The 19,256-nt window shown below is 68.8% G+C and carries 14 protein-coding genes and 1 pseudogene; 10 read left to right on the top strand and 5 right to left on the bottom strand.

Annotation, left to right across the window (positions count from 1 at the left end):
- Positions 1 to 899 precede the first annotated feature (899 nt).
- Positions 900 to 1,463, top strand: a pseudogene (locus ACM9NP_RS16960) (LuxR C-terminal-related transcriptional regulator); the annotation flags it as partial.
- Between the two features lie 37 nt (positions 1,464 to 1,500).
- On the opposite strand, the gene ACM9NP_RS16965 reads toward ACM9NP_RS16960, so the two are convergent.
- From ACM9NP_RS16965 to ACM9NP_RS16975, 3 genes are all read right to left on the bottom strand, one after another.
- On the bottom strand, positions 1,501 to 2,790 hold the full coding sequence (locus ACM9NP_RS16965) for an MFS transporter (RefSeq protein ID WP_415647692.1): 1,290 nt from the start codon (positions 2,788 to 2,790) through the stop codon (positions 1,501 to 1,503).
- Positions 2,787 to 5,597, bottom strand: coding sequence for a class III lanthionine synthetase LanKC (lanKC, locus tag ACM9NP_RS16970; protein ID WP_415647693.1), 2,811 nt, complete (start codon positions 5,595 to 5,597; stop codon positions 2,787 to 2,789). The genes ACM9NP_RS16965 and lanKC overlap by 4 nt, the downstream gene beginning before the upstream one ends.
- 61 nt (positions 5,598 to 5,658) lie before the next feature.
- Positions 5,659 to 5,754, bottom strand: coding sequence for a class III lanthipeptide (locus tag ACM9NP_RS16975; protein ID WP_415647694.1), 96 nt, complete (start codon positions 5,752 to 5,754; stop codon positions 5,659 to 5,661).
- Between the two features lie 266 nt (positions 5,755 to 6,020).
- Here ACM9NP_RS16975 and ACM9NP_RS16980 point away from each other — a divergent pair, with 266 nt between their 5' ends.
- From ACM9NP_RS16980 to ACM9NP_RS16990, 3 genes are all read left to right on the top strand, one after another.
- Positions 6,021 to 6,365, top strand: a complete 345-nt coding sequence (locus tag ACM9NP_RS16980; RefSeq protein WP_415647695.1) for a hypothetical protein — start codon at positions 6,021 to 6,023, stop codon at positions 6,363 to 6,365.
- 220 nt (positions 6,366 to 6,585) lie between these two features.
- Entirely contained in the window at positions 6,586 to 6,711 is a 126-nt protein-coding gene (locus ACM9NP_RS16985) for a hypothetical protein (protein WP_415647696.1), read from the top strand.
- A 212-nt stretch (positions 6,712 to 6,923) separates the two neighbouring features.
- Positions 6,924 to 7,496 (top strand): hypothetical protein, encoded by a 573-nt coding sequence (locus ACM9NP_RS16990; RefSeq protein WP_415647697.1) that lies wholly within the window; start codon positions 6,924 to 6,926, stop codon positions 7,494 to 7,496.
- 52 nt (positions 7,497 to 7,548) lie between these two features.
- Here ACM9NP_RS16990 and ACM9NP_RS16995 read toward each other — a convergent pair whose 3' ends face one another.
- Positions 7,549 to 8,913 carry a cystathionine beta-synthase gene (locus ACM9NP_RS16995; protein ID WP_415647698.1) on the bottom strand — a complete coding sequence of 455 codons (1,365 nt, stop codon included), beginning with the start codon at positions 8,911 to 8,913 and terminating at the stop codon, positions 7,549 to 7,551.
- A 394-nt stretch (positions 8,914 to 9,307) separates the two neighbouring features.
- Between ACM9NP_RS16995 and ACM9NP_RS17000 the strand changes: the two genes are divergently transcribed.
- On the top strand, positions 9,308 to 10,555 hold the full coding sequence (locus ACM9NP_RS17000; RefSeq protein ID WP_415647699.1) for an acetyl-CoA C-acetyltransferase: 1,248 nt from the start codon (positions 9,308 to 9,310) through the stop codon (positions 10,553 to 10,555).
- A gap of 660 nt (positions 10,556 to 11,215) precedes the next feature.
- Here the strand turns inward: ACM9NP_RS17000 and ACM9NP_RS17005 are convergent.
- Entirely contained in the window at positions 11,216 to 13,072 is a 1,857-nt protein-coding gene (locus ACM9NP_RS17005; protein ID WP_415647700.1) for a glycoside hydrolase family 26 protein, read from the bottom strand.
- A 235-nt stretch (positions 13,073 to 13,307) separates the two neighbouring features.
- Here ACM9NP_RS17005 and ACM9NP_RS17010 point away from each other — a divergent pair, with 235 nt between their 5' ends.
- The 5 genes from ACM9NP_RS17010 to ACM9NP_RS17030 form a co-directional block, all read left to right on the top strand.
- Positions 13,308 to 15,074 carry a Wzz/FepE/Etk N-terminal domain-containing protein gene (locus tag ACM9NP_RS17010; protein WP_415647701.1) on the top strand — a complete coding sequence of 589 codons (1,767 nt, stop codon included), beginning with the start codon at positions 13,308 to 13,310 and terminating at the stop codon, positions 15,072 to 15,074.
- Positions 15,064 to 16,509, top strand: a complete 1,446-nt coding sequence (locus ACM9NP_RS17015) for an O-antigen ligase family protein (RefSeq protein WP_415647702.1) — start codon at positions 15,064 to 15,066, stop codon at positions 16,507 to 16,509. Before ACM9NP_RS17010 ends, ACM9NP_RS17015 begins: the two co-directional genes overlap by 11 nt.
- Positions 16,506 to 17,717 carry a hypothetical protein gene (locus tag ACM9NP_RS17020; protein ID WP_415647703.1) on the top strand — a complete coding sequence of 404 codons (1,212 nt, stop codon included), beginning with the start codon at positions 16,506 to 16,508 and terminating at the stop codon, positions 17,715 to 17,717. Before ACM9NP_RS17015 ends, ACM9NP_RS17020 begins: the two co-directional genes overlap by 4 nt.
- On the top strand, positions 17,714 to 18,592 hold the full coding sequence (locus ACM9NP_RS17025; protein ID WP_415647704.1) for a sulfotransferase domain-containing protein: 879 nt from the start codon (positions 17,714 to 17,716) through the stop codon (positions 18,590 to 18,592). The genes ACM9NP_RS17020 and ACM9NP_RS17025 overlap by 4 nt, the downstream gene beginning before the upstream one ends.
- Positions 18,580 to 19,256: lipopolysaccharide biosynthesis protein (locus ACM9NP_RS17030; protein ID WP_415647705.1), on the top strand; the 677-nt coding region annotated here is incomplete at its 3' end. The genes ACM9NP_RS17025 and ACM9NP_RS17030, both read left to right, overlap by 13 nt.

Genomic DNA, 19,256 nt, shown 5'->3' on the forward strand with positions numbered 1-19,256 from the left:
GCAGCGAATACACCCTGAAAGCGTCGCAGGAGCCGACTCCGCCGTGATCGAAGGCCTCATATCACCGCGCGACGAGGGCTCAGGAAAGTACCGAGGACGGCGACCCTCGGATGACCTCGAAAGACCACCCCTGTGGATCGCGCCCCGACGGAGGATAGCGCCTTTGTCATTCACCGGACGGAGCGTCGCCGGTAATGATCTCCAGTAGACGCTGGACGTCGCGGCGTCGGCGCGGCGACCGGGAGTACGGCACCACCATGACCAGGACGAACGTGGTCAGGGGTCAAGTGATTCCTCGTAGTGGGCCGAGCTTGAGACTCCTCCTACTCTCGACCACGCTGCCTGGGTGTGCGCCATTGGAACGCGAGCGGTGCCGATACCCATACGGGGAGACGGCGCATCGAGCCGATCGTGACGCGGTCGCGACTTCAGAAATAGGACGAGGGCGAGCTGTCCACGCCGGACGCACCCGCATCCCACCCCCGTCGACACGGCCGGGAGCGCGGGACGCCGAGGGGCTTCGCCTGCCCCGCAACGGTACGAGTAACTCCACTGCGGCGCGCCCCGGGCTGCCGAACGCCGCCGACCTGCGACACGCGAAGCACCTTCTCATCGGCGCGCCAGTTGTGCCCCGCGTCTAGTTGAACCGGTCTGTGTCGAGTCGTCGTCGATCCCGCCCCAATGGCGACTAATGCGCCATTTCGGACAATTGAGTGCGGTTTGGGCCCATTGCCGCAGCGTGATGGACTGGTCGCGGAGCGAGGATCGGGCGAGACCGCCGCGAGGACGACCGCGCTCATCGTGAAGCGCGTTCACATATCCGCAACCGAAGGGACTTCTTGGTGAATTCCACATTCCCCGCCGAGAACGAGCACACGGTCGTCCTCAATGGTCATCCGATGTTCAACGCCGGCTTCGCCTGGCTGCTCACCGGAGCCGACGACATGCGGGTGGCGGCATCAGGACACGATCTCGCGGACGCGGTCAACCACATCGACGCCCACCTGCCCGACGTCGTGGTCGTCGACTTCGCCCCCTCGTCCGGTCGCGGCGTCGACCTGGTCCGGAGCCTCGCCGAGCACGCCGCCGGAGTCCGACTGCTGCTCATGGCCGACACGGGAGACGAGCTCGCGGCGTTCCCGACCCTTCCCCGGACGACCTACGGGTACCTGCCGAAATCATCACCACCCCAGGAGATCCTGTCGGCCATCAGGTCCGTCGCGTGTGGATCGATGGTGTTCGGCGCGGGTGTCAGCCGCACCGTGTGTTCCCGGCTCGCCGACCGCGGCACGCGTTCAGTCTTCCCGGCACTCACTGAACGAGAGCACGAGGTGCTCGGTCTCGCCGCCAACGGATTGGCGAATATGGATATCGCGCGGCGGCTGCACGTCGCCGCGAAGACGGTCCGCAATCACATGTCGAACATCCTCGTGAAACTGCGCGTCGCGGGGCGTGCCGACGCGATCGACCTGGCCCGACGTTCGGGGCTCGGCGACACGGTCACGTCTCCTCAACGTCCAGCCGTAGGCCTAGACCGGGTAGCGCCAACGCGCACACCGCCACCAGCGCGAAGCCTCCCGCAAGCGTCCACTGCGCGAGAGTCGGCGACCACGCGTGCAGCATCAGACCTGCGAGCAGTGGCGCCACCGGTTGAAGCACGCTACTGACGAAGGCCGACGAGCTCGACGCCCGACCCATCACCTCCGCGTCGACATAGAGGACGGTCGCGGTCGCCAAGGCGGCGTTCACGACCGGCCCCGCGAGCATGACGACGGCGAGCGTCGCCGCGAACAGGATCTCGTTGCCGGTCCACGCGGCGAGCGCGACCGTCGTCCCGCGCAGCACCGCGACACCGACGAGCAGGGCTCGCAATGGGAAGCGCCGCATGATGAGTGGGGCCACGAGCGATCCGAGCAGGCCGGCGCCCGCGGCCGCGCTCAGCGCTACGCCGAGGACGATGCTGTCCTCGGCGTAGCCGATGATCACCGTGTACAAGAGGGCCGACACCGCGAGATTGGTGACGGCCGCGTAGATGGTCTTTCCTCGCAGGAAGGCGTTGCCGGCCAGTTCCGACCAGCCCCGACCGAGGTCGGGAAGCAGCCGACGCGCCTCCGGCCGCTGTTCGGGCCGTAGCGGGGTTCGAATCCGCCACACGAACAGCATCGACACGCCGTAAGAGATCGTGTCGGCGACGAACGGGATGGCCCTGCCGATCGCGAACAGCACGCCGCCGGTCGGCGGCCCCGCCATCGAGATCGCGAAGCCCCGGGCCTGCGTGATGCTCACGGCTTCGGGGATCTGGTCACGCGCGACGATGATGCGCATCGCCTGGGACTGGGCGGCGTTGAAGACGACGCCGAGACCGCTGCCGACGACGGTGAGCACGAGCAGCTGCCACAGCGCGCCCGCGTCGAGGACCAGTAGGACCGCGAAGAGCCCCATGAGGACGAGCCGGATCGCGTCCGCCCACAGCATGACGAGGCGGCGATCCGCCAGGTCGGCGAGGTATCCGGCGGGCAGTTGCGCCAGCCACATCGCGACGAAGCCGACGGAGCCGAGCAGGCCCGCCGCGACGGGTGACCCGGACAGGGCCACGGCCAGCAACGGGACCGACAGGGTCGTCAACGAGCCGCCGAACTCGGAGCTCGCCTGACCGAGCCACAGGAGGCGGAAGTCGCGGTTCGTGGACAGCGCGGCGAAGCGGGATCGGCCCTTCGACGGGGCGGCCTTCACCGACCCGTCGTCCTGAGTGGATGCTTCGGTGTGGTCGGTCGCCTCGCGCGCGGTCACGCCTCGGCCCCGCCCGAGTCCCGGGTACCGCCATCGAGCGACGAGTCGCCACCCGCGCCGGGCAGCAGTTCGTCCACGACGAAGTTGTGGTTGCCGGGGCGTTCACCCGCGTCGAGGCGGATCAACCGGTCGAGGAAGAGCCCGACTCCGGCGGCGCCCGACGCGAGATCGGCCGATTCCCGAAGGGACTGTTCGCCGGGGAAGGCGACGCCTTCGGGCGCGTCGATGCGGTACAGCAGAACGCCTTCGGCGGTCCGCCACGCCTCGGCGAGCGCGTCCTGGCGTCCGAGGAGTTCGGCGACGTCGAGCAGCGCGTTGCCGAGGCCCGCGAGGCCGTGGAACAGCTGCGGCATCACGGCGTACTTGCGGCTGACGTCCGGCAGCAGCCGGTCGACCCACTTCTCCAGAACGGGATCCTCGGTGACGACGATGTATCGCACCAATGTGGTCAGAAGGCCGGCGGTGCCCTCGTCGAAATAGGCCCGCAGCTTCGGGGATCGCTCCTCGTCGAGGTCGGCGCGGAACGTGGTCAGCGAGTCGGAGTGCTCAACCGCGTTGGCGAGTTCGAAGTCGAGCGCGGCCCTGCCGAGGGTCAACGCCTCAGGGTCGCCAGTGGCCAGGTGCAGGTACAGCAGGAACAGCGCGACGCCGGCGGGGCCGTTGCCGTACCCAAGGGGCACGTGAGTCTCACCGAAGGGGTCCGTGTCGGTCCAATGTGCTCCGTTCTCGTCACGAACGGCGGACTCGGAGATGGAACGTCCGATGTCGATCGCGTCGCGGAGGTGGGCGTCGTCTCCCGTGGTGTGCCACATGCGCAGGCAGCCGAGGCCGACGCCGGCCGCGCCGCGCAGGATTCCGGGGCTGCGGTCGCGCGACGGGTGTGCGGCGGCCTGCCGAGTGAGGCTCGCGGCGTAGCCGCTGTGGCCGAGTTCATCGAGCACCCAAGCGATACCGGTCTGACCGAAATAGAGGCCGGCCGGGTGGGTGGCATCGGTGATGGTCGACTTCAGCAGCCACGAGTCGAGTGCCCTGGGCATGTCACCGGGAAGGAGCGTCAGCGCGTGCAGTACACCGGCGGCGCCATGGGCGACGTGGTGCGGGTTCGTTTCGAAGGTGGCGACGTCCCCGGGGAAGAGCCGGTCGTCACGGTCCGGAGTGGCGGTGCCCTGCAGATACCGGACGATTCCGCCGCGAGCGTCGACGGCTGCGGCGCGCACGGCGTCGAGACGGTCGCCGGTCAGGATGTCGGCGGCGGGCCGTGCCAGCGGAATCGGGGTGGGCCACGCGTTCGGATCGTCGATGGACAGATCGGTGAGCCGCTGGGCGATCTCCGCCGGTGTCGGCTGGCCATGGCCGTCGGGGTCGTCGGTGAGGTCGCGAATGAGCGAGACGAGGCCGTTCGGCAGTCCGAGGTCGGCGCGCAGCGCATCGAGAAAGCGTGGCAGCGCGCCGGGACGGTACCCGAGGAAGGTGTTGGCGAGCATGATCGAGCCGAACAGCATGGACCCGATGGAGTACAGGTCATCGCGGGGCTCGGCGTCGCCAGTGCGGATGTAGCGGGGACTCGAGATGCCCTTGGTGTGCATCCGCATCGGCGGGTCGACGTCGACCTCGCGAGCGGCCTCCAAGTCGATGATTGTGATCCGGTCCCGGTCCTCGTCGACGAGCACGTTCGTCCAGGACAGGTCGCCGAGGACGATGCCTCGATCGTGGGCGTCACCGACGGCGTGGGCGAGATCCGTGAAGTAACCGCGCATCCGCCCGTGGTACTCGGCGAGCGCGGCGGCCGTGAGATCGCGCGTATAGACGGGGTTGCCCTCGATGGACAGCTGACTGAGCTGGGGACCGTTGACGCGTTCTTCGGCGAGGAACGTGTGCTCCCATTCGTCGAACAGCGCGACGGGGTTGACGAAGTGCGGCGAGTCGGCGAGGGCCGCGAGTAGTCGGTGTTCCTTCGTCAAGACCTGAACATAGTCCTGTGTGTACCGGAGTTCGCCGAGTCCGATGTGCGGTCGTACCTCTTTCAAGATCACGTCACGGCCGGTACGGGAGTCGTCGGCGAGGTAGACACCGCCTCGGTTGGAGAACTGGATCGCCTCGGTGACGGTGAACCGTCCGTCGAGGGTGCCGTCGCCTTCGTCGTCCTCGTCGATGTCCTCCTGCGCGGGTCGACCGAACGGGTCCTGCTGGACCCAGGGGGGAGCCGACCAGTACGGCTGACGTACGTCGACGACGAGTTCACCGTCGGGCGCGGCGATCATGAGGTCGGCGGCGCCGTCGGAGCGGACGCGGCGAATTCCGGTAAAGCCGCCGTACCGGTAGAAGACGTTGCGGGAGTTCGGGACCCGCCGATCAGAGAGAATGTACGGGCCGCTGTAGTCCCCGAGAGTCGCCGCGAGATCGGTCGCGACGGCGACGAAGGACTTCTCATCCGGTGGATAGACGGTGATGAACTTACCGCTGGAACCGCGTGGCCACAGCTTTCCACTGGTGAGGGCGACGGAACGCGGGTCGAGCAGGAACTTGAACGGGACGCCCGCGGCAAGCAGCCTGGGCATCGCGAGCCGGAGAACGTCGACGCTGTCGGCGGTCTGGGCGCTGACGTGGATCTTCCAGCCCTGTTTCGGCATCGACTTGCCCGGTGGGTCGGCGATGAACCAGAGCCCACGACGCCATACCGTCCAGTTGGAAGGGGCGAGATCGCGGAAGGCCGAGAGGTGCTCGGAGGTGGGCAGGTACCGAGCCAACGGTTCGAACCACCGTGAACCCTGTTGGCAGTAGATGTACAGCGTTTCCCAGGAATACACGGCAGGTCCTTCACGAACGTCTCGGAGCGGAGGTGGAACCGTCCCCGCCGCTTTCAGTGCATTAGCAGCTGTGCGAGTCGCAGGAGCTGATGCTGAGCGCCGGCTCGACGTGCGTGGGCTGCGCGGCCAGCTTCTGGAGCTTGAGGATCTTCGACATGTCGTCCCTCCTTCCGAGGTGTCCATGGGGAAGTCGGTATGGGACTTCCCACGTTCGTCGCCACTTTAGGCGGGGCCAGAAGCGGCGGGTGACGGTTCCATCTGAATATTGACCGTCCCGGCGTCCCGGGCACATGGGCCCGGCGTCCCGCCCGGGCGGGAATTCCGGACACAGGGCTGTCGCACCGCACGTCTACAGTTCTTTCGCGAGGCGAACAGGGGCTGCTTCCGTTGCCTCGCAACCATTCCCACCGTGAGAGGACGGACATGTACAGATCAGGACTGATCGAGGAGACGCCCGGACGTGTCGCCATCTGGTTGAACACCTCCTACGACGAGGACAACACCGTCATCGGATGGTTCGACCATGACTACGCCGAGGTCGGCGGGCACGGCATGAAGCCGATCGAGGAGATCCTCCAGGGTTCGTACCGGAACAGCTGGTTGGACGCGGCGCTCGCGGCCGCGAAGGAGCTCGGCATCACCGAGGCGAAGGAGTGCTTCCTGCTGTTCAACTACGAGTGCGACGTCGAGCCGGGGCCGTTCCCCGACCCGACGGAACCGGACGCGATCTTCCTCGGCAACTTCGACAAGCACCGACCCACGACGTAAATCGAGTTGCCCGCCGGAACCCCCGGATCTACAGTCGAGCATGTCGACCAACGTCCGACGGTGAGGTCGCCAGACGGAGAATCACGAGTCCGTGACCCTCCATAATCAGCGGACGTGACGTGCCCCACGATGGGGCTGAGCGGGGAATCCACGACGCGGCGAAAGTGTCGTACCCCGTGGCTAGAGTCGACCACATCGACCGGACATCAGGGAGGATGGCATGGCCAAGTACGTCGGGCGGCACCGCCGCACCAACACCACATTGATCGCGACGCGCCCGACGGGCGGCGAGCCGAACGAGCGCGTCGCCCAGGCCGACCGAGAGGAAGTCCTCATCGGACGCTAGGGCAACCGCGGATCACCGCCATGGCATATGATGACGGCCGGTCCGCTGGTACGCGCGTCACCTCAATCCCATTGCCGAACACGGCATGGCGATGCTGTGACGCGGCGTCGACCCACGGATCGCCAAGGGCATGAGCAAGGGCCGTCCCAGCGCGGGGGAACGACGCTGGGCGGTCCGAGTCGGGGGTTCCGGCTCATCAGAATGGAGTCCGCATGGTCCGCGCGTCCGCTTCGGCTCGGCACACGAGTGCTGACGACAGTCTGAGGCGGGCGCGCGACGCCATGTCCGGGGGCGATCGACCAGGCGCCGTCTCCATATTGGATGGATCGCTGCGATCCGGACTGTGGGACGTGGACGCGGTGTGGCTGGAGTTCACGGCGCTACCGCACGACACCGGCGACTACCCGGTGCTGCGCTCACTGTGGTGGGACAGCCCGCGCCGGTGCCATCGGTCGCAGGCCGTGGTGCTGACGGTCGCGCGCTCGGCGGCCATCGCCGGCGTCCACGACGACGCCCGACTGTTGATGCGCAAGGCGATACTCGCGCGTCGCGCCGCGCGAGGCGGGCTCGCCGCACGGGTACGAAGCCTCCTGCCCCGCCGCCCAGTGGCGGCGGCGATGCCCGGCCCGGGAATCGAACCACGCGACCGCGAGGCGGCGGCGACCCTGTTGTTCTTCGGCCTGCACCACGCGCTGGGCGCCGACGGAACGGCCGAGGAACGCGCTCGGCTCATCGCGGCGCTCGCCGAGATCGGCGAGGGTGATTGGCTGACGAGGGTGGGCTGACTGCCGAGGTGCCGTNGGCGCCGAACGAGGTCGGCNCCNNNNACGACGCGGGTCAGCGGCTCTGCAAGTAGGTCAGGAGATCCTGACGGGTCACGATGCCGCGAGGCTTGCCTTCGACGAGGACGACGGCCGCGTCGTCCTTCGCCAGCAGATCGACCGCGCGGGACACGGGCTCCCCACCACCGATCATCGGCAGCGGCGTACCGATGTGCCGCTCCACCGGGTCGTGGAGCGCGGCGGCGCCGGTGAACAGGGCGTCGAGCAGGTCGCGTTCGGCGACGGCACCGGCGATCTCACCGGTGACGACGGGCGGCTCGGCCTTGAGGACCGGCATCTGGGAGACGCCGAACTCGCGCAGGATGCCGATGGCGTCGCGCACGGTGTCGTTGGGGTGCACGTGAACGAGCTCCGGAAGCGAACTGTCCTTACGGGACAGAACGTCCGCGACGGTGGTGTCGACGTTTCCGGCGGAGAGGAAGCCGTACTCGGTGAGCCAGTCGTCGTTGAAGATCTTCGACAGGTAACCGCGTCCGCCGTCCGGAAGCAGGACGACGATGACGTCGTCGGGGTTGGCGCGACGGGCGACGTCCAGCGCGGCGACGACGGCCATGCCGCAGGATCCTCCGACGAGGAGGCCCTCCTCGCGGGCGAGACGACGCGTCATGGCGAAGGAGTCGGCGTCGGTGACCTCGACGATCTCATCGCACACGGTCTTGTCGTAGTTGGAGGGCCAGAAGTCCTCGCCGACGCCTTCCACCAGGTACGGCCGCCCCGTCCCGCCCGAGTAGACGGAACCTTCCGGGTCGGCGCCGATGACGCGAACGGGGCCCTGGTCCTTCAGGTACCGTCCGGTGCCGGAGATGGTGCCGCCGGTGCCGACGCCCGCGACGAAGTGGGTGATGCGGCCCTTGGTCTGAGACCAGATCTCGGGGCCGGTGGTCTCGTAGTGCGAGCGGGGGTTGGCAGGGTTGGAGTACTGGTCGGGCTTCCAGGCTCCGGGAATCTCACGGGTCAACCGGTCCGAGACGCTGTAGTACGAGCGCGGGTCCTCGGGTGCGACGGCGGTCGGGCAGACCTCGACGCGGGCCCCATAGGCCTTGAGCACGTTGCGTTTGTCCTCAGACACCTTGTCAGGGCACACGAAGACGCAGTGGTAGCCCTTCTGCTGCGCGGCCATCGCCAGGCCGACGCCGGTGTTGCCGGACGTCGGTTCGACGATGGTGCCCCCCGGCTTGAGCAGGCCCGCCTTCTCCGCGTCCTCGATCATGCGGGTGGCGATGCGGTCCTTGACGCTGCCACCGGGGTTGACATATTCGACCTTGGCCAACACGAGGGCCTCGATGCCCTCGGTGACCGCGTTCAGCTTCACCAACGGGGTGTCACCGATCAGGTCGATAACTGAATTGACATAACGCATGCGGAAGAGCATAGAGGTTGCCCCACGACCCGAGATCGAGCGAGGCGAGAGCTCAAGACGTCGACCACACGTCGGCGGAAGTCCCGCGACGACGTCGTGTTTCGGGGGAACGGGTGGGGGTACCGTCTCCGGCGCGGTTTCGGGGCCTCGACCGCGCTGAGCGTGCCGCCGGACCGCGTCGGCGGGTTCCGCCTGGCGTCGCGACCGTCGCGATCCCGACGAGTCGTGGCCCCCGCGGGCGTCGGCGCGGCTCCGCAGTCCGGTTCGCGGGTCCCGCCGATGACGCACGGGAAGAAGTCCGAGTGGGCATGGGCGGAGAGCGATCCGCCAGTGGGTCACCCGGCGCTGTCGCCACCACACCTCCCGTTGTGTTACCGGCGAGTATGCTGCCGTCATGCCTGAAGCAGTCATCGTCGCCACCGCTCGCACCCCGATCGGTCGCGCTTTCAAGGGTTCCCTCAAGGATCTGCGGCCCGACGACCTCGCTGTCACCGCTATCCGCTCCGCTCTCGACAAGGTCCCCGACCTCGACCCGACCCTCATCGACGACCTGTATCTCGGTTGCGGGCTCCCCGGCGGTGAGGCCGGCTTCAACATGGCGCGCGTCGTCGCCGTCCTGTTGGGCTACGACCACCTGCCCGCCGCGACGCTCACCCGGTACTGCGCCTCGTCGTTGCAGACGACCCGGATGGCGATGCACGCGATCAAGGCCGGCGAAGGCGACGTGTTCATCTCCGCCGGCGTCGAGGCGGTGTCGCGCTACGCGCGAGGCAACTCCGACGCGCTTCCGCCCGAGGCCGCCGCGCTCGTCGGCGGTAGTTGGCAGAACCCCGCTTTCGCGGGCGCGTTGGCGCGGTCCGAGGAACGCGCCCAGTCGGGCACGATCGACTGGACGGACCCGCGCGACGGCGGCGAACTGCCCGATGTGTACCTGGCCATGGGGCAGACCGCCGAGAACCTGGCGCTTCTGCGGAACGTGACGCGGCGCGAGATGGACGACTTCGGCGTGCGCTCGCAGAATCTCGCGGAGCAGGCGATCGCGGCCGGATTCTGGGCCGAGGAGATCACGCCGGTCACCCTCCCCGACGGAACGGTCGTCTCCACTGACGACGGTCCGCGCGCGGGCGTGACCTACGAGGGAGTCTCCGGGCTGAAGCCGGTGTTCCGGCCGGACGGCCGCGTCACCGCGGGGAACTGCTGTCCCCTCAACGACGGCGCCGCGGCGGTCGTCATCATGAGCGACACGAAGGCCGCCGAGCTCGGCATCACGCCGCTCGCCCGGATCGTGTCGACCGGGGTCAGCGCGATCTCGCCGGAGATCATGGGCATCGGCCCGGTCGAGGCGTCCCGCCAGGCGTTGGCTCGCGCGGAGCTGACGATCGACGACATGGATCTCGTGGAGATCAACGAGGCCTTCGCCGCCCAGGTGATTCCCTCCTATCAGGACCTCGGCGTGCCGATCGAGAAGTTGAACGTCCATGGTGGCGCGATCGCGGTCGGCCACCCGTTCGGCATGACGGGCGCCCGCATCACGGGCACACTGCTGCACGGACTCCAGCGCACCGGCGGACGGTACGGCCTGGAGACGATGTGCGTCGGCGGCGGCCAGGGCATGGCGATGGTGATCGAACGCCTCGGCTGAGCCCACCCACCACCATCTCCGCTTGGTTGGGCAAAAGTCCCGCTTGGTTGGGCAAATTGCGAAAACACGCCTGTTTCGAACATTTGCCCAACCAAGCGGAGCGTTTAACCAACCAAGCGGAGTAGACGGACGGGGCGGCGAGAGGGCCAGGGAAGGCGGGCCAGGGGCGAGGGTTCCGTCCGGGACCTGATTCGGCGCCGGAACCTGGTTCGGCTCCGACTCCGGGACCTGGTTCGGCTCCGACTCCGGGACCTGGTTCGGGCCCGGTTCGGGCCCGGTTCGGTTCCGGCCCCGCTCCGGCGTCGGCTCGGTTCGGCTCGGCTCGGCCGGGTGTTCTGCCTCTGGCGGGCTGGGGCTCGCCGGTGGCGGAGGTCCCCACGAACGCCCGAACGCCCGAACACGGCGCGTTCGGGCGTTCTGGCGTTCATCACATTGGACCCCGGCGACACATCCACTATCGACTTTCGGGGTAGTTCATCGGGCTTCCGCGACCGACAGTACACTGTGGCGTGGCAGGGCGTCGCCCGGAACCGTGGCGGACGACGACGCGAACGCGTCGTTCCCGTCGTGGCACACGATGCGCGAATTGTTCATTGTGTCCGCTCCGGAGACGTGTCGCGGCCGACGCGGTCCCCCGCGTCGGCCGCGACGGCAGTCGCCTCACAGGGCGACGTCGAACTGCCGAGAATCACACCAGCGCTGGAACGCCACCAGGCCGTGCGGCGTCGAATCCACTTGCGAGCTTCGCCCCTCGGCGTTCGGCGACTCGAAGTACAGCACCGCCTTGAGTCGCGGGAAATGCCCCATTTGAGCGCCCGCGGACTCGAAGACCTCGGCCTGATGACCGGCGTTATCACGCGAGTACCAGACGCCCCACTCGCCGATCATGAGCGGCTTGTTCGGGAACGTTCGCGCGGCCCACCGGTACGTGCCCGGCCAATCGGGCTTGCTGTCGGCGGTCCGGTTGACGAGTTCGGCGAAGTCGCCGTGGCCGTAGCCGGGATCGGAGTAGCCGTAGCTGTCCCAGGCGACCCAGTCGACCACGTCGTCGCCGGGATACAGCCTCTCGTGCCAGGGCTGCGTCGTCCACTTCAGATAGGCCATGTAGACGATGACGGACACCAGTTGATCCGCGCCGCCTCCGCGCAGCCGCTCGACGACGTGGCGGAACATCGCCGCGTAGTCGTCGGCGGTGTAACCCGAGCCGGGCGACTCGCGCACGTCGTTCTCGGGTTCATGATGGACGGTGAAAAAGAACGGCTCGTTGAAGCGACTCTTGATGTGCTGAGCGAGCCGATCGAGATAGGCGTCAGTCTCCGCGTCGCCCGCGGCGATCTCCGCCCAGGTCACGTTCTGTGGCTTCCAGTTGATGAACAGCAGCCGCTTGCCGAGCGGATCACGGGCGACCTCGATCTCGTCGTCCGTCGGGAACATCTTGGACGTCCCACGGTGGTACGAGTGGTACACGTGCTGTCGTTTGTCCACCTTGGTCTCGTAATCGAGCAGCGCCGCCGTCTTGGACACCGGGGTCTTACCGGCGGGGGCGATGCCCTGGAGCGCCCCGCACGTCGGGACGAGATCGTCCCCGACGGCGCAGTCGCTCGGCGCGGGAGGCGGCCCGATCGGGTAGTGCGGCCCGGGCGGGTCCTGCGGGCCCACCGGGCTGGGGACGCGCGGCGTCGGAACGTGCACGCCGGGCTCGGTCGTCGGGGCGCCGAACTCGCCGACGCCCGGGGGCGGCAGCGGTGTCGGCCGCGTCGCGCCGGGTACGGACGCCGGGTCGGGTGCCGTCTGCGGTTGGGCGGACGAGGGCGCGTCCGACGGTTGCGACACGCCGGACGAGGGCGGCACGGTCGACGGCGCGGTGGACGGAGGGGGCGGCACCGCGGTCGGGACGTCCGACGGCTGCGACGCCACAGAGGACTGCGACGGCGTCACCACAGATGGCGACGGCGCCGCCGAGGGAATCGTCGCGGCCGGGACTCGAAGAGCCGGAACGGATTCCCGCGATTCCCGGGCGACGAGGTGGATCTGGCCCTCGGTGGACGGTGTTGTCAGGGCGAACGCGGCGGACGGTCCCGTGAGGTCCGCGGCGGACACGTCGAAGGTGACCGTGCCGGTGTCGCCGGTGACCTGTTGCGAGTCCAGGACCGGCCCGAACAGGGGCGCCGACTCCGCCGTCAGTGAGGTCTCCGCCCACTCGCTCGACACCTGCGCGATCTCGACGAGGTCCTCGACTCGGGTCTTCGCGATGGCGACGGTCACCGTCGCGCCCTCGGCACTGTGCGCGACTCCCATGTCGAATTGGACGTAGGCGACCGAGACTCCCTCGGGCCCGGCGCCGACGAGGAGCCGTGTCGTGTCTGGAATGTTTAGATCGGACCTTCCGGACAGCGTGTAGCCGTCCGCGTCCGAAGTGAACACTCCCCCGGCCGCCTCCTCGGAGTCGAGATCAGCGCCGGACGCGGTGATCAGCCCGTACGTCGAGCCGATCGTCATCGCCAGAAAGACACTCACGACCGTCGCCGTCCAGGCGAGGAACGTATTCCTACTTCGCATCCGCCGCATGTCGCCCCCTAGGTTTCATCCGCCTCCATGGTGCACTAATAACCCATAGGAGCGTGTCGTCTTCGCGACAGAATGTATAGATCGATGAACATGTCGCGTATTCTCACCACCCTTGTGGGCGGGGTCTGACGCTTGCCCGTGTCCATCAGTTGCGCGGCTCGTTTCCTTAGACGACTACCTTCCGATGCGAAAGGTTCGCGGACCGTTGACAGCCCCTGCATCCCCCAGCCGTACCCTCAGCGACTACCTCGACATGGCCACACGTCACCGCCTGCTGCTCATCGGCGCCACCGTCGCCGGGATGGCGGTCGGCGGCATCTACACGGGACTGGCACCGCGCGAGTACCAGTCGCAGACCCAAGTCCTCGTCGCCCCGACCGGAGCGGAGACCTCGGTCGTCGCGCAGTCCCGCTCCAAGACCGAGATCAATCTGGACACTGAGGCCCAACTGGTGACGTCGACGGCCGTCGCCAAGCTCGCCGCGAAGACCCTCGGCGTCAAGTCCCGTGACGCGGCGACGCTCGCCGGAGAGGTCGAGGTGTCGGTGCCCCCGAACACGTCGATCCTGACGATCGCCTTCACCGCCGACAGCCCCGCCGGCGCCCGCGACGGCGCCGAGGCCTTCGCCGACGCGTACCTGGTCAACCGCGTGGAAACGGCCAAGAACCGCCTCGCCGAGCAGATGGACGTCGTCGACGGCGAACTCGCCGGGTTGGAGGCGGAGCGCGGCAGGCTCACCCAGGAGCTGTCCAAACTCGATGAATCCGACTTCGACTACGTCGTCGTCAAGAACAGCCGGGGAGCGGTCGACAGCGAGATCACCGAGTGGACGTCGTTGAAGGCGCAACTGACGTCGGCCTCGTCCGCCGTGAGCGCGGGCCGCGTCATCAGCGAACCGCGCCTGCCGCAGTCGGCGAGCTCTCCGAAGCCGCTCGTCGCGGTCGCCGGCGGAACCTTGCTGGGGGCGCTCGCCGGCGTCTCCGTGGCGAGTGTCCGGCAGCGGTTCGCGGCGCGCGTGTGGCATGCCTCGGACGTGTCGCGACGCTGCGATGTGGACGTCATCGCGGTGGTCCATCGTGACATCGAGATCAAGACGAATGACGTCTTCGCGGCGTTCTCCCCGGGCGGGCGGGTCTTCGGGCGGCTCCGCAACGAGGTCGTCGCGGCGCTCGGCCCGGCCCCGCACCGCGTCATCGTCGTCGCCGGGGTGTCGTCCGGGTCGGCGTCGAGCGTGTGCGCGGCCAACCTGGCGGCGGCGCTCGCCCGGGCGGGCAGTCCGTCGGTCGCGGTGGCGGCGCATCCGAGTGGGCCGTTCACGGTCACGTCGCTGCTCGACGCACCGGCCGTTCCGGGACTGTCCGATGTGTTTGCCGACCGCTCGGACCTGGCGCGGGCCACGCACCGGGCGGCACGGCACCCGCTGCTCGACGTCGTCGGGCCCGGAGGCTGTGGCACCGCGACGGGTCCCTCCCGGGACACGATCGCGAAGGTCTACTCACAACTGCGCGACCGGGCCTCTTATGTAGTGGTGGACGCCCCGCCGATGACGGTGTCGGCGGACGCTCAGCTGCTCGCCGCCGACGCGGACGCGGTGCTCATCGCCGTGGAATGCGGCAAGGACAAGGTGGAGGACGTCGCCGAGGCCGTCCAGGCGATGCACCGCATCGACGCCCCACTGCTCGGCGCGGTCGCGCTGCCGCGCATGCCGGCCCCGACCGACGAGCCGGAGGCTCCGACCAGGCGCGGCATCACGTCGGAGTCGTCGCGGCGCACGGTCACGACGGTGCGGGACGAACGTGTTCGGCGCGGGCGGCCACCGACCCCGCGGCGCCGAGGCGGCGGTAGTGGTGGGGGCATGCCGACCGGGGACGACCGACCGACCGACATGATCCCGGTGGTCGAGGACGACGATCCGCTCGAGGCCATCGGCGACCGGCGCGATGAGCGCTGAACCGGGGCGTGTCTCGGACCTGCCACGCAAGTGGGCTCCAGGACACGCCCTGACCGTGGTCGCGCCCTCTTCCGGGCGGCTGGGAGTGGTCGACCGCGCCGTCGACCAGCCGACGCCCGGCTTGTGGCGGGGTCCCGGGAGCCTGCTGGTGTGGCTGCTCGCCCTATATCCACTATGGTGGGTTCTGGGTCTTCAGGCACTGATCTTCCCCATGCTGGCCGTGCCGATGGCGATCTCGCTGACGCGGCGGCGGCACGTCGAACTGCCACCGGCGTTCGGGATCTGGCTGTGCTTCTGCCTGGTGGTGGCCGCGAGCCTGCTCATGCTCGACGTGAACCCGCCCGGAACCGTCGCCGGCGGCTGGCTCGGTCGACTGCCGGGCGCGCTGTATCGGTTCGGCGGCTATATCAGCGTCACGATCATCGCGTTGTACGCGGTCAACCTGTCCGAACGGGAGTTCCCACGTCGACGCCTCATCGGCCTGCTGTCGTACCTGGGCCTGGTGACGGTCGTCGGTGGCCTGCTGGGGACCTTCGCGGGCACCTTCGAGTTCACGTCCCCCGTGGAGGCGGTTCTGCCGCACGGGATCCGCTCGAACGGCTTCGTGAAGTCGCTCGTGCATCCGCAGGCCTCCCAGGTGATGGACTTCCTCGGTTACGAGACGCCCCGTCCCGCCGCTCCATGGGGGTACACCAACACGTGGGGCAACATCATGGCGATCTGCGCGGGCTGGATCGCCGTCGCAGCGTTCTGTTTCCGCACGTCGACGCGGCACAGGGTCGCCGCCGTCGCGCTGCTGGCGATCGCGGTCGTCCCGATCGTGCACTCGATGAATCGCGGCCTGTGGCTGAACCTCGGTGTCATAGCCGTCGTCGTCGCCGTCCGAATGTTCATCGTCGGCCGACTGTGGATGATCGGAGTCCTCGTCGGCGCCGGCCTCGTCGCGTTGCTGGCGATCGCGGTGACGCCGCTGGGGGACGTCGTCTCCGCGCGCATCGACAACGGGCATTCCGACGACGGTCGCGGCTACTCCACGGAGCAGGCGCTCGCGGCGGTCCCGCACTCACCGGTGCTCGGCTTCGGCTCCACCCGCAACACGGTCGGTTCGGCGGACTCGATCGCGATCGGGCCGACCGAGGCGTGCCCCAACTGCGGCAGTCGGACGCTGGGCGGCAACGGCCAGCTGTGGCAGGTCGTCTTCGCGCACGGGCTCGCCGGGGTGGCGTGCTATCTCGGCTTTTTCCTCGCGGTCCTGTGGAGGTTTCGCCGCGACCATTCACCGGTCGGAATCGTTGGTTGGGTTGTGATGGTCTTGTCGTTGACGTCGATGTTCTACTACAACGCGCTGTTGCCACCGTTGGTGTTGACGATGCTCTGCTATGTCCTCCTGTGGAGAAACGAACGTGACGGTGCCGTGGAGGGGATGGCACCGTGACAGCGCGAATCGCCACGGGCGATGAGACGACCCGCCGTGCGGACTACCTCGCCGAGGTGACGTCCATGCTGTTTCCCTCGGGGGACGGCGACACGGCTCGGCGTTTCATCGCGGTACCGAACCTGCGTCACGCGCGGGTGCTGGTACCGGAGAGTTCGCGCCGGGTCGCGGCGGCGGCGCTGCGGCAGTACGCCCGGCCCGCCGCCCGATCCGCCCGGCTGAAACGGGACGCGGCCGTCGCGGCCCTCGTCACCCGGACGGACCGGCTGTTGCTGCGCGACCGCCTGGCGCTGCCTTCGAGCGACGTCGACATAGCGCGGCATCTGACCGAGGTGATGGGGCATCCCGTCCACCTCTGCATCCACATCGGTCCGGCGCGGGCGAATCGCAAGCCGATCCTGCAGCTGTTGACCGAGTCCGCGAGTTCGGTCGGCTTCGTCAAGATCGGTGTCAACGACCTGACTCGCGGCCTCGTCCGCGACGAGTCGCGGGCGTTGCGCACACTCGCCGGCCTAGGACTGTCCAGGGTGGAGGTGCCCGGGGTGATCCACACCGGGCGCTGGCGCGGGCACGAACTGCTGGTCCAGCAGGCGCTACCCGGCTGGGAGCGCCCCGCCGGGCTGGACCGGGACCGCCTTCACGCGGCGATGCGCGAGTTGGCGCATTGCACGGGAACGACGACGACGGGCCTCGCCGACAGCCGCTACGCGCGTCGACTGCGGCGGCGGCTGGACGCGCTGGGCGACAGTGAGGACGGTCGCGCGCTCGTCCACGCGGGCCGGAGCCTCCTCGATCGGAACGGGCGGCACTACCTGACCTTCGGATCGTGGCACGGCGACTGGGCGCCGTGGAACATGGCGATGCTGCCGACGAGGTTGCTGCTGTGGGATCTGGAACGGTTCGCCACCGACGTGCCGGTCGGTTTCGACCCGCTGCACTACGCGCTCCAGGACGACATCGTGACGCGCCGGATCGACCCGGCGATCGCCGTCGCGTCGCTGCTGACGCGCGCCCCCGCGGTGTTGTCGACGTTCGGCATCGATCCGCAGCGGGCGCGGTTGACGACGCTGCTGTACCTCGTCGACCTGGCGACCCGTTACCTCGCCGACGGGCAGGCCGAGGCGGGTGCGGCGCTGGGCGCGTTGGGGCGCTGGCTGTTGCCCACATTGCTGGATCACATCGTCGTGGAAGGGGAGCCCGCGCCGTGAAGCTTCGTTCGAGGGACGTTCCGGTCCCGCTCAAACGCGTCGTCCACGCGGGGACGCGCACGTTCGGCCGTCTGACGTCGAACCGTCGTGTGCTGCCGGGTTTCCTCGTCTCCGGGGGGCAGCGCTGCGGCACGACGTCGATGTATCGGGCGCTGGCCCAACACCCGGCGATCCTGAAGCCGATATTCCACAAAGGAATACACTTCTTCGACACGGACTACCACCGGGGCCTGGCCTGGTACCGGGCGCACTTCGCGGCGCGGAGCACGGCGGACCGCATCGCCGAGCACTCCGGGGTGACACCCTTGGCGTTCGAGTCGAGCCCGTACTACCTGTACCACCCGCTCGCCGCCGAACGCATCGCCCGCGACCTCCCGGACGCCCGACTGCTGGTGCTCGTGCGGGACCCCGTCGAACGCGCCCGCTCCCAACACGCGCACGAGCGCGCTCGCGGTTTCGAGTCCATAGCGGACTTCTCCGACGCGCTCGCCGCCGAACCGGAGCGGCTCGCCGGGGAGAACGACCGGCTGATCGCCGAGCCGGAGTACTACTCGTTCAGCCACCAGCACCACGCCTACCTCGACCGCGGGCACTACGCCGACCACCTGGACCGGGTGTCCGCCGCCGTCGGCGCCGACCGGATCATGGTCATCGACAGCGGTCGGTTCTTCACCGAACCGGAGGTGGTCTTCGACCGGGTCCTGCGGTTTCTCGGCCTGCCGCAACTCGGCGACATCGCCTTCGCCCGGCACAACGCGAGGCCACGGCCGCCGCATCGGGACGACGCCCTCGATCGTGAACTGTCCGACCACTACGCTCCACACGACGCGCGGCTTGAGCGCTGGCTCGGCGCGGAGCCCTCATGGCGGACTTGACGGTCGAACGATCCGCGAACATCCTGCGCCGAACGGCGCGCGGTGGTGCCCTCAACCTGGGGGGCGCGGCGTTCTCGGGAGCCGGCGGCGTCGTCGTCACCTGGCTCGTCGCGGCCGGTCTCGGACCACACGCGGCGGGCCAGTTCTTCGCCGCGACGTCGGCGTTCCTGCTCGCTCTGGCGCTGGCGAGGCTCGGCACCCCGACCGGTCTCGTGTACTGGGTCGCGCTGACGAAACGCTCCGGGCGTCCCGGCGCGTTGGGCGAGGTGCTGCGGGTCGCGCTCGTCCCCGCGATGATCGCCGCGTCCGTCGCCGCCTTCGCCCTGTGGGTGGCGGCTCCGACGCTGGGCGACTGGCAGGACGAGGGCGGCGACGCCTACGCCTCGGCGCTGCGGGTCCTCGCGGTGTTCCTGCCGTGCGCGGTCGCGGTCGAGGCACTGCTGGCGGCGACGCGCGGGCTCGGGCGGATGCGTCCCAGCGTCACGGTCGACAAGATCGGGCGGACGATCGCCCAGTTGGCGACTCTCGCCCTCGTCCTCGCGATACCCCACAGTGGAGTTCTCGCGGTGACGTGGGCGTGGACCTGGCCGTTCCTTCCCGCCGCGCTCGCGGCGTTGTGGAGTTGGAGACGGTTGTGCGCCGACCTGCCCCCCGTGAAGACGCC

Origin of the sequence: Stackebrandtia soli (assembly GCF_965137155.1) — a bacterium.
Lineage (GTDB): Bacteria > Actinomycetota > Actinomycetes > Mycobacteriales > Micromonosporaceae > Stackebrandtia > Stackebrandtia soli.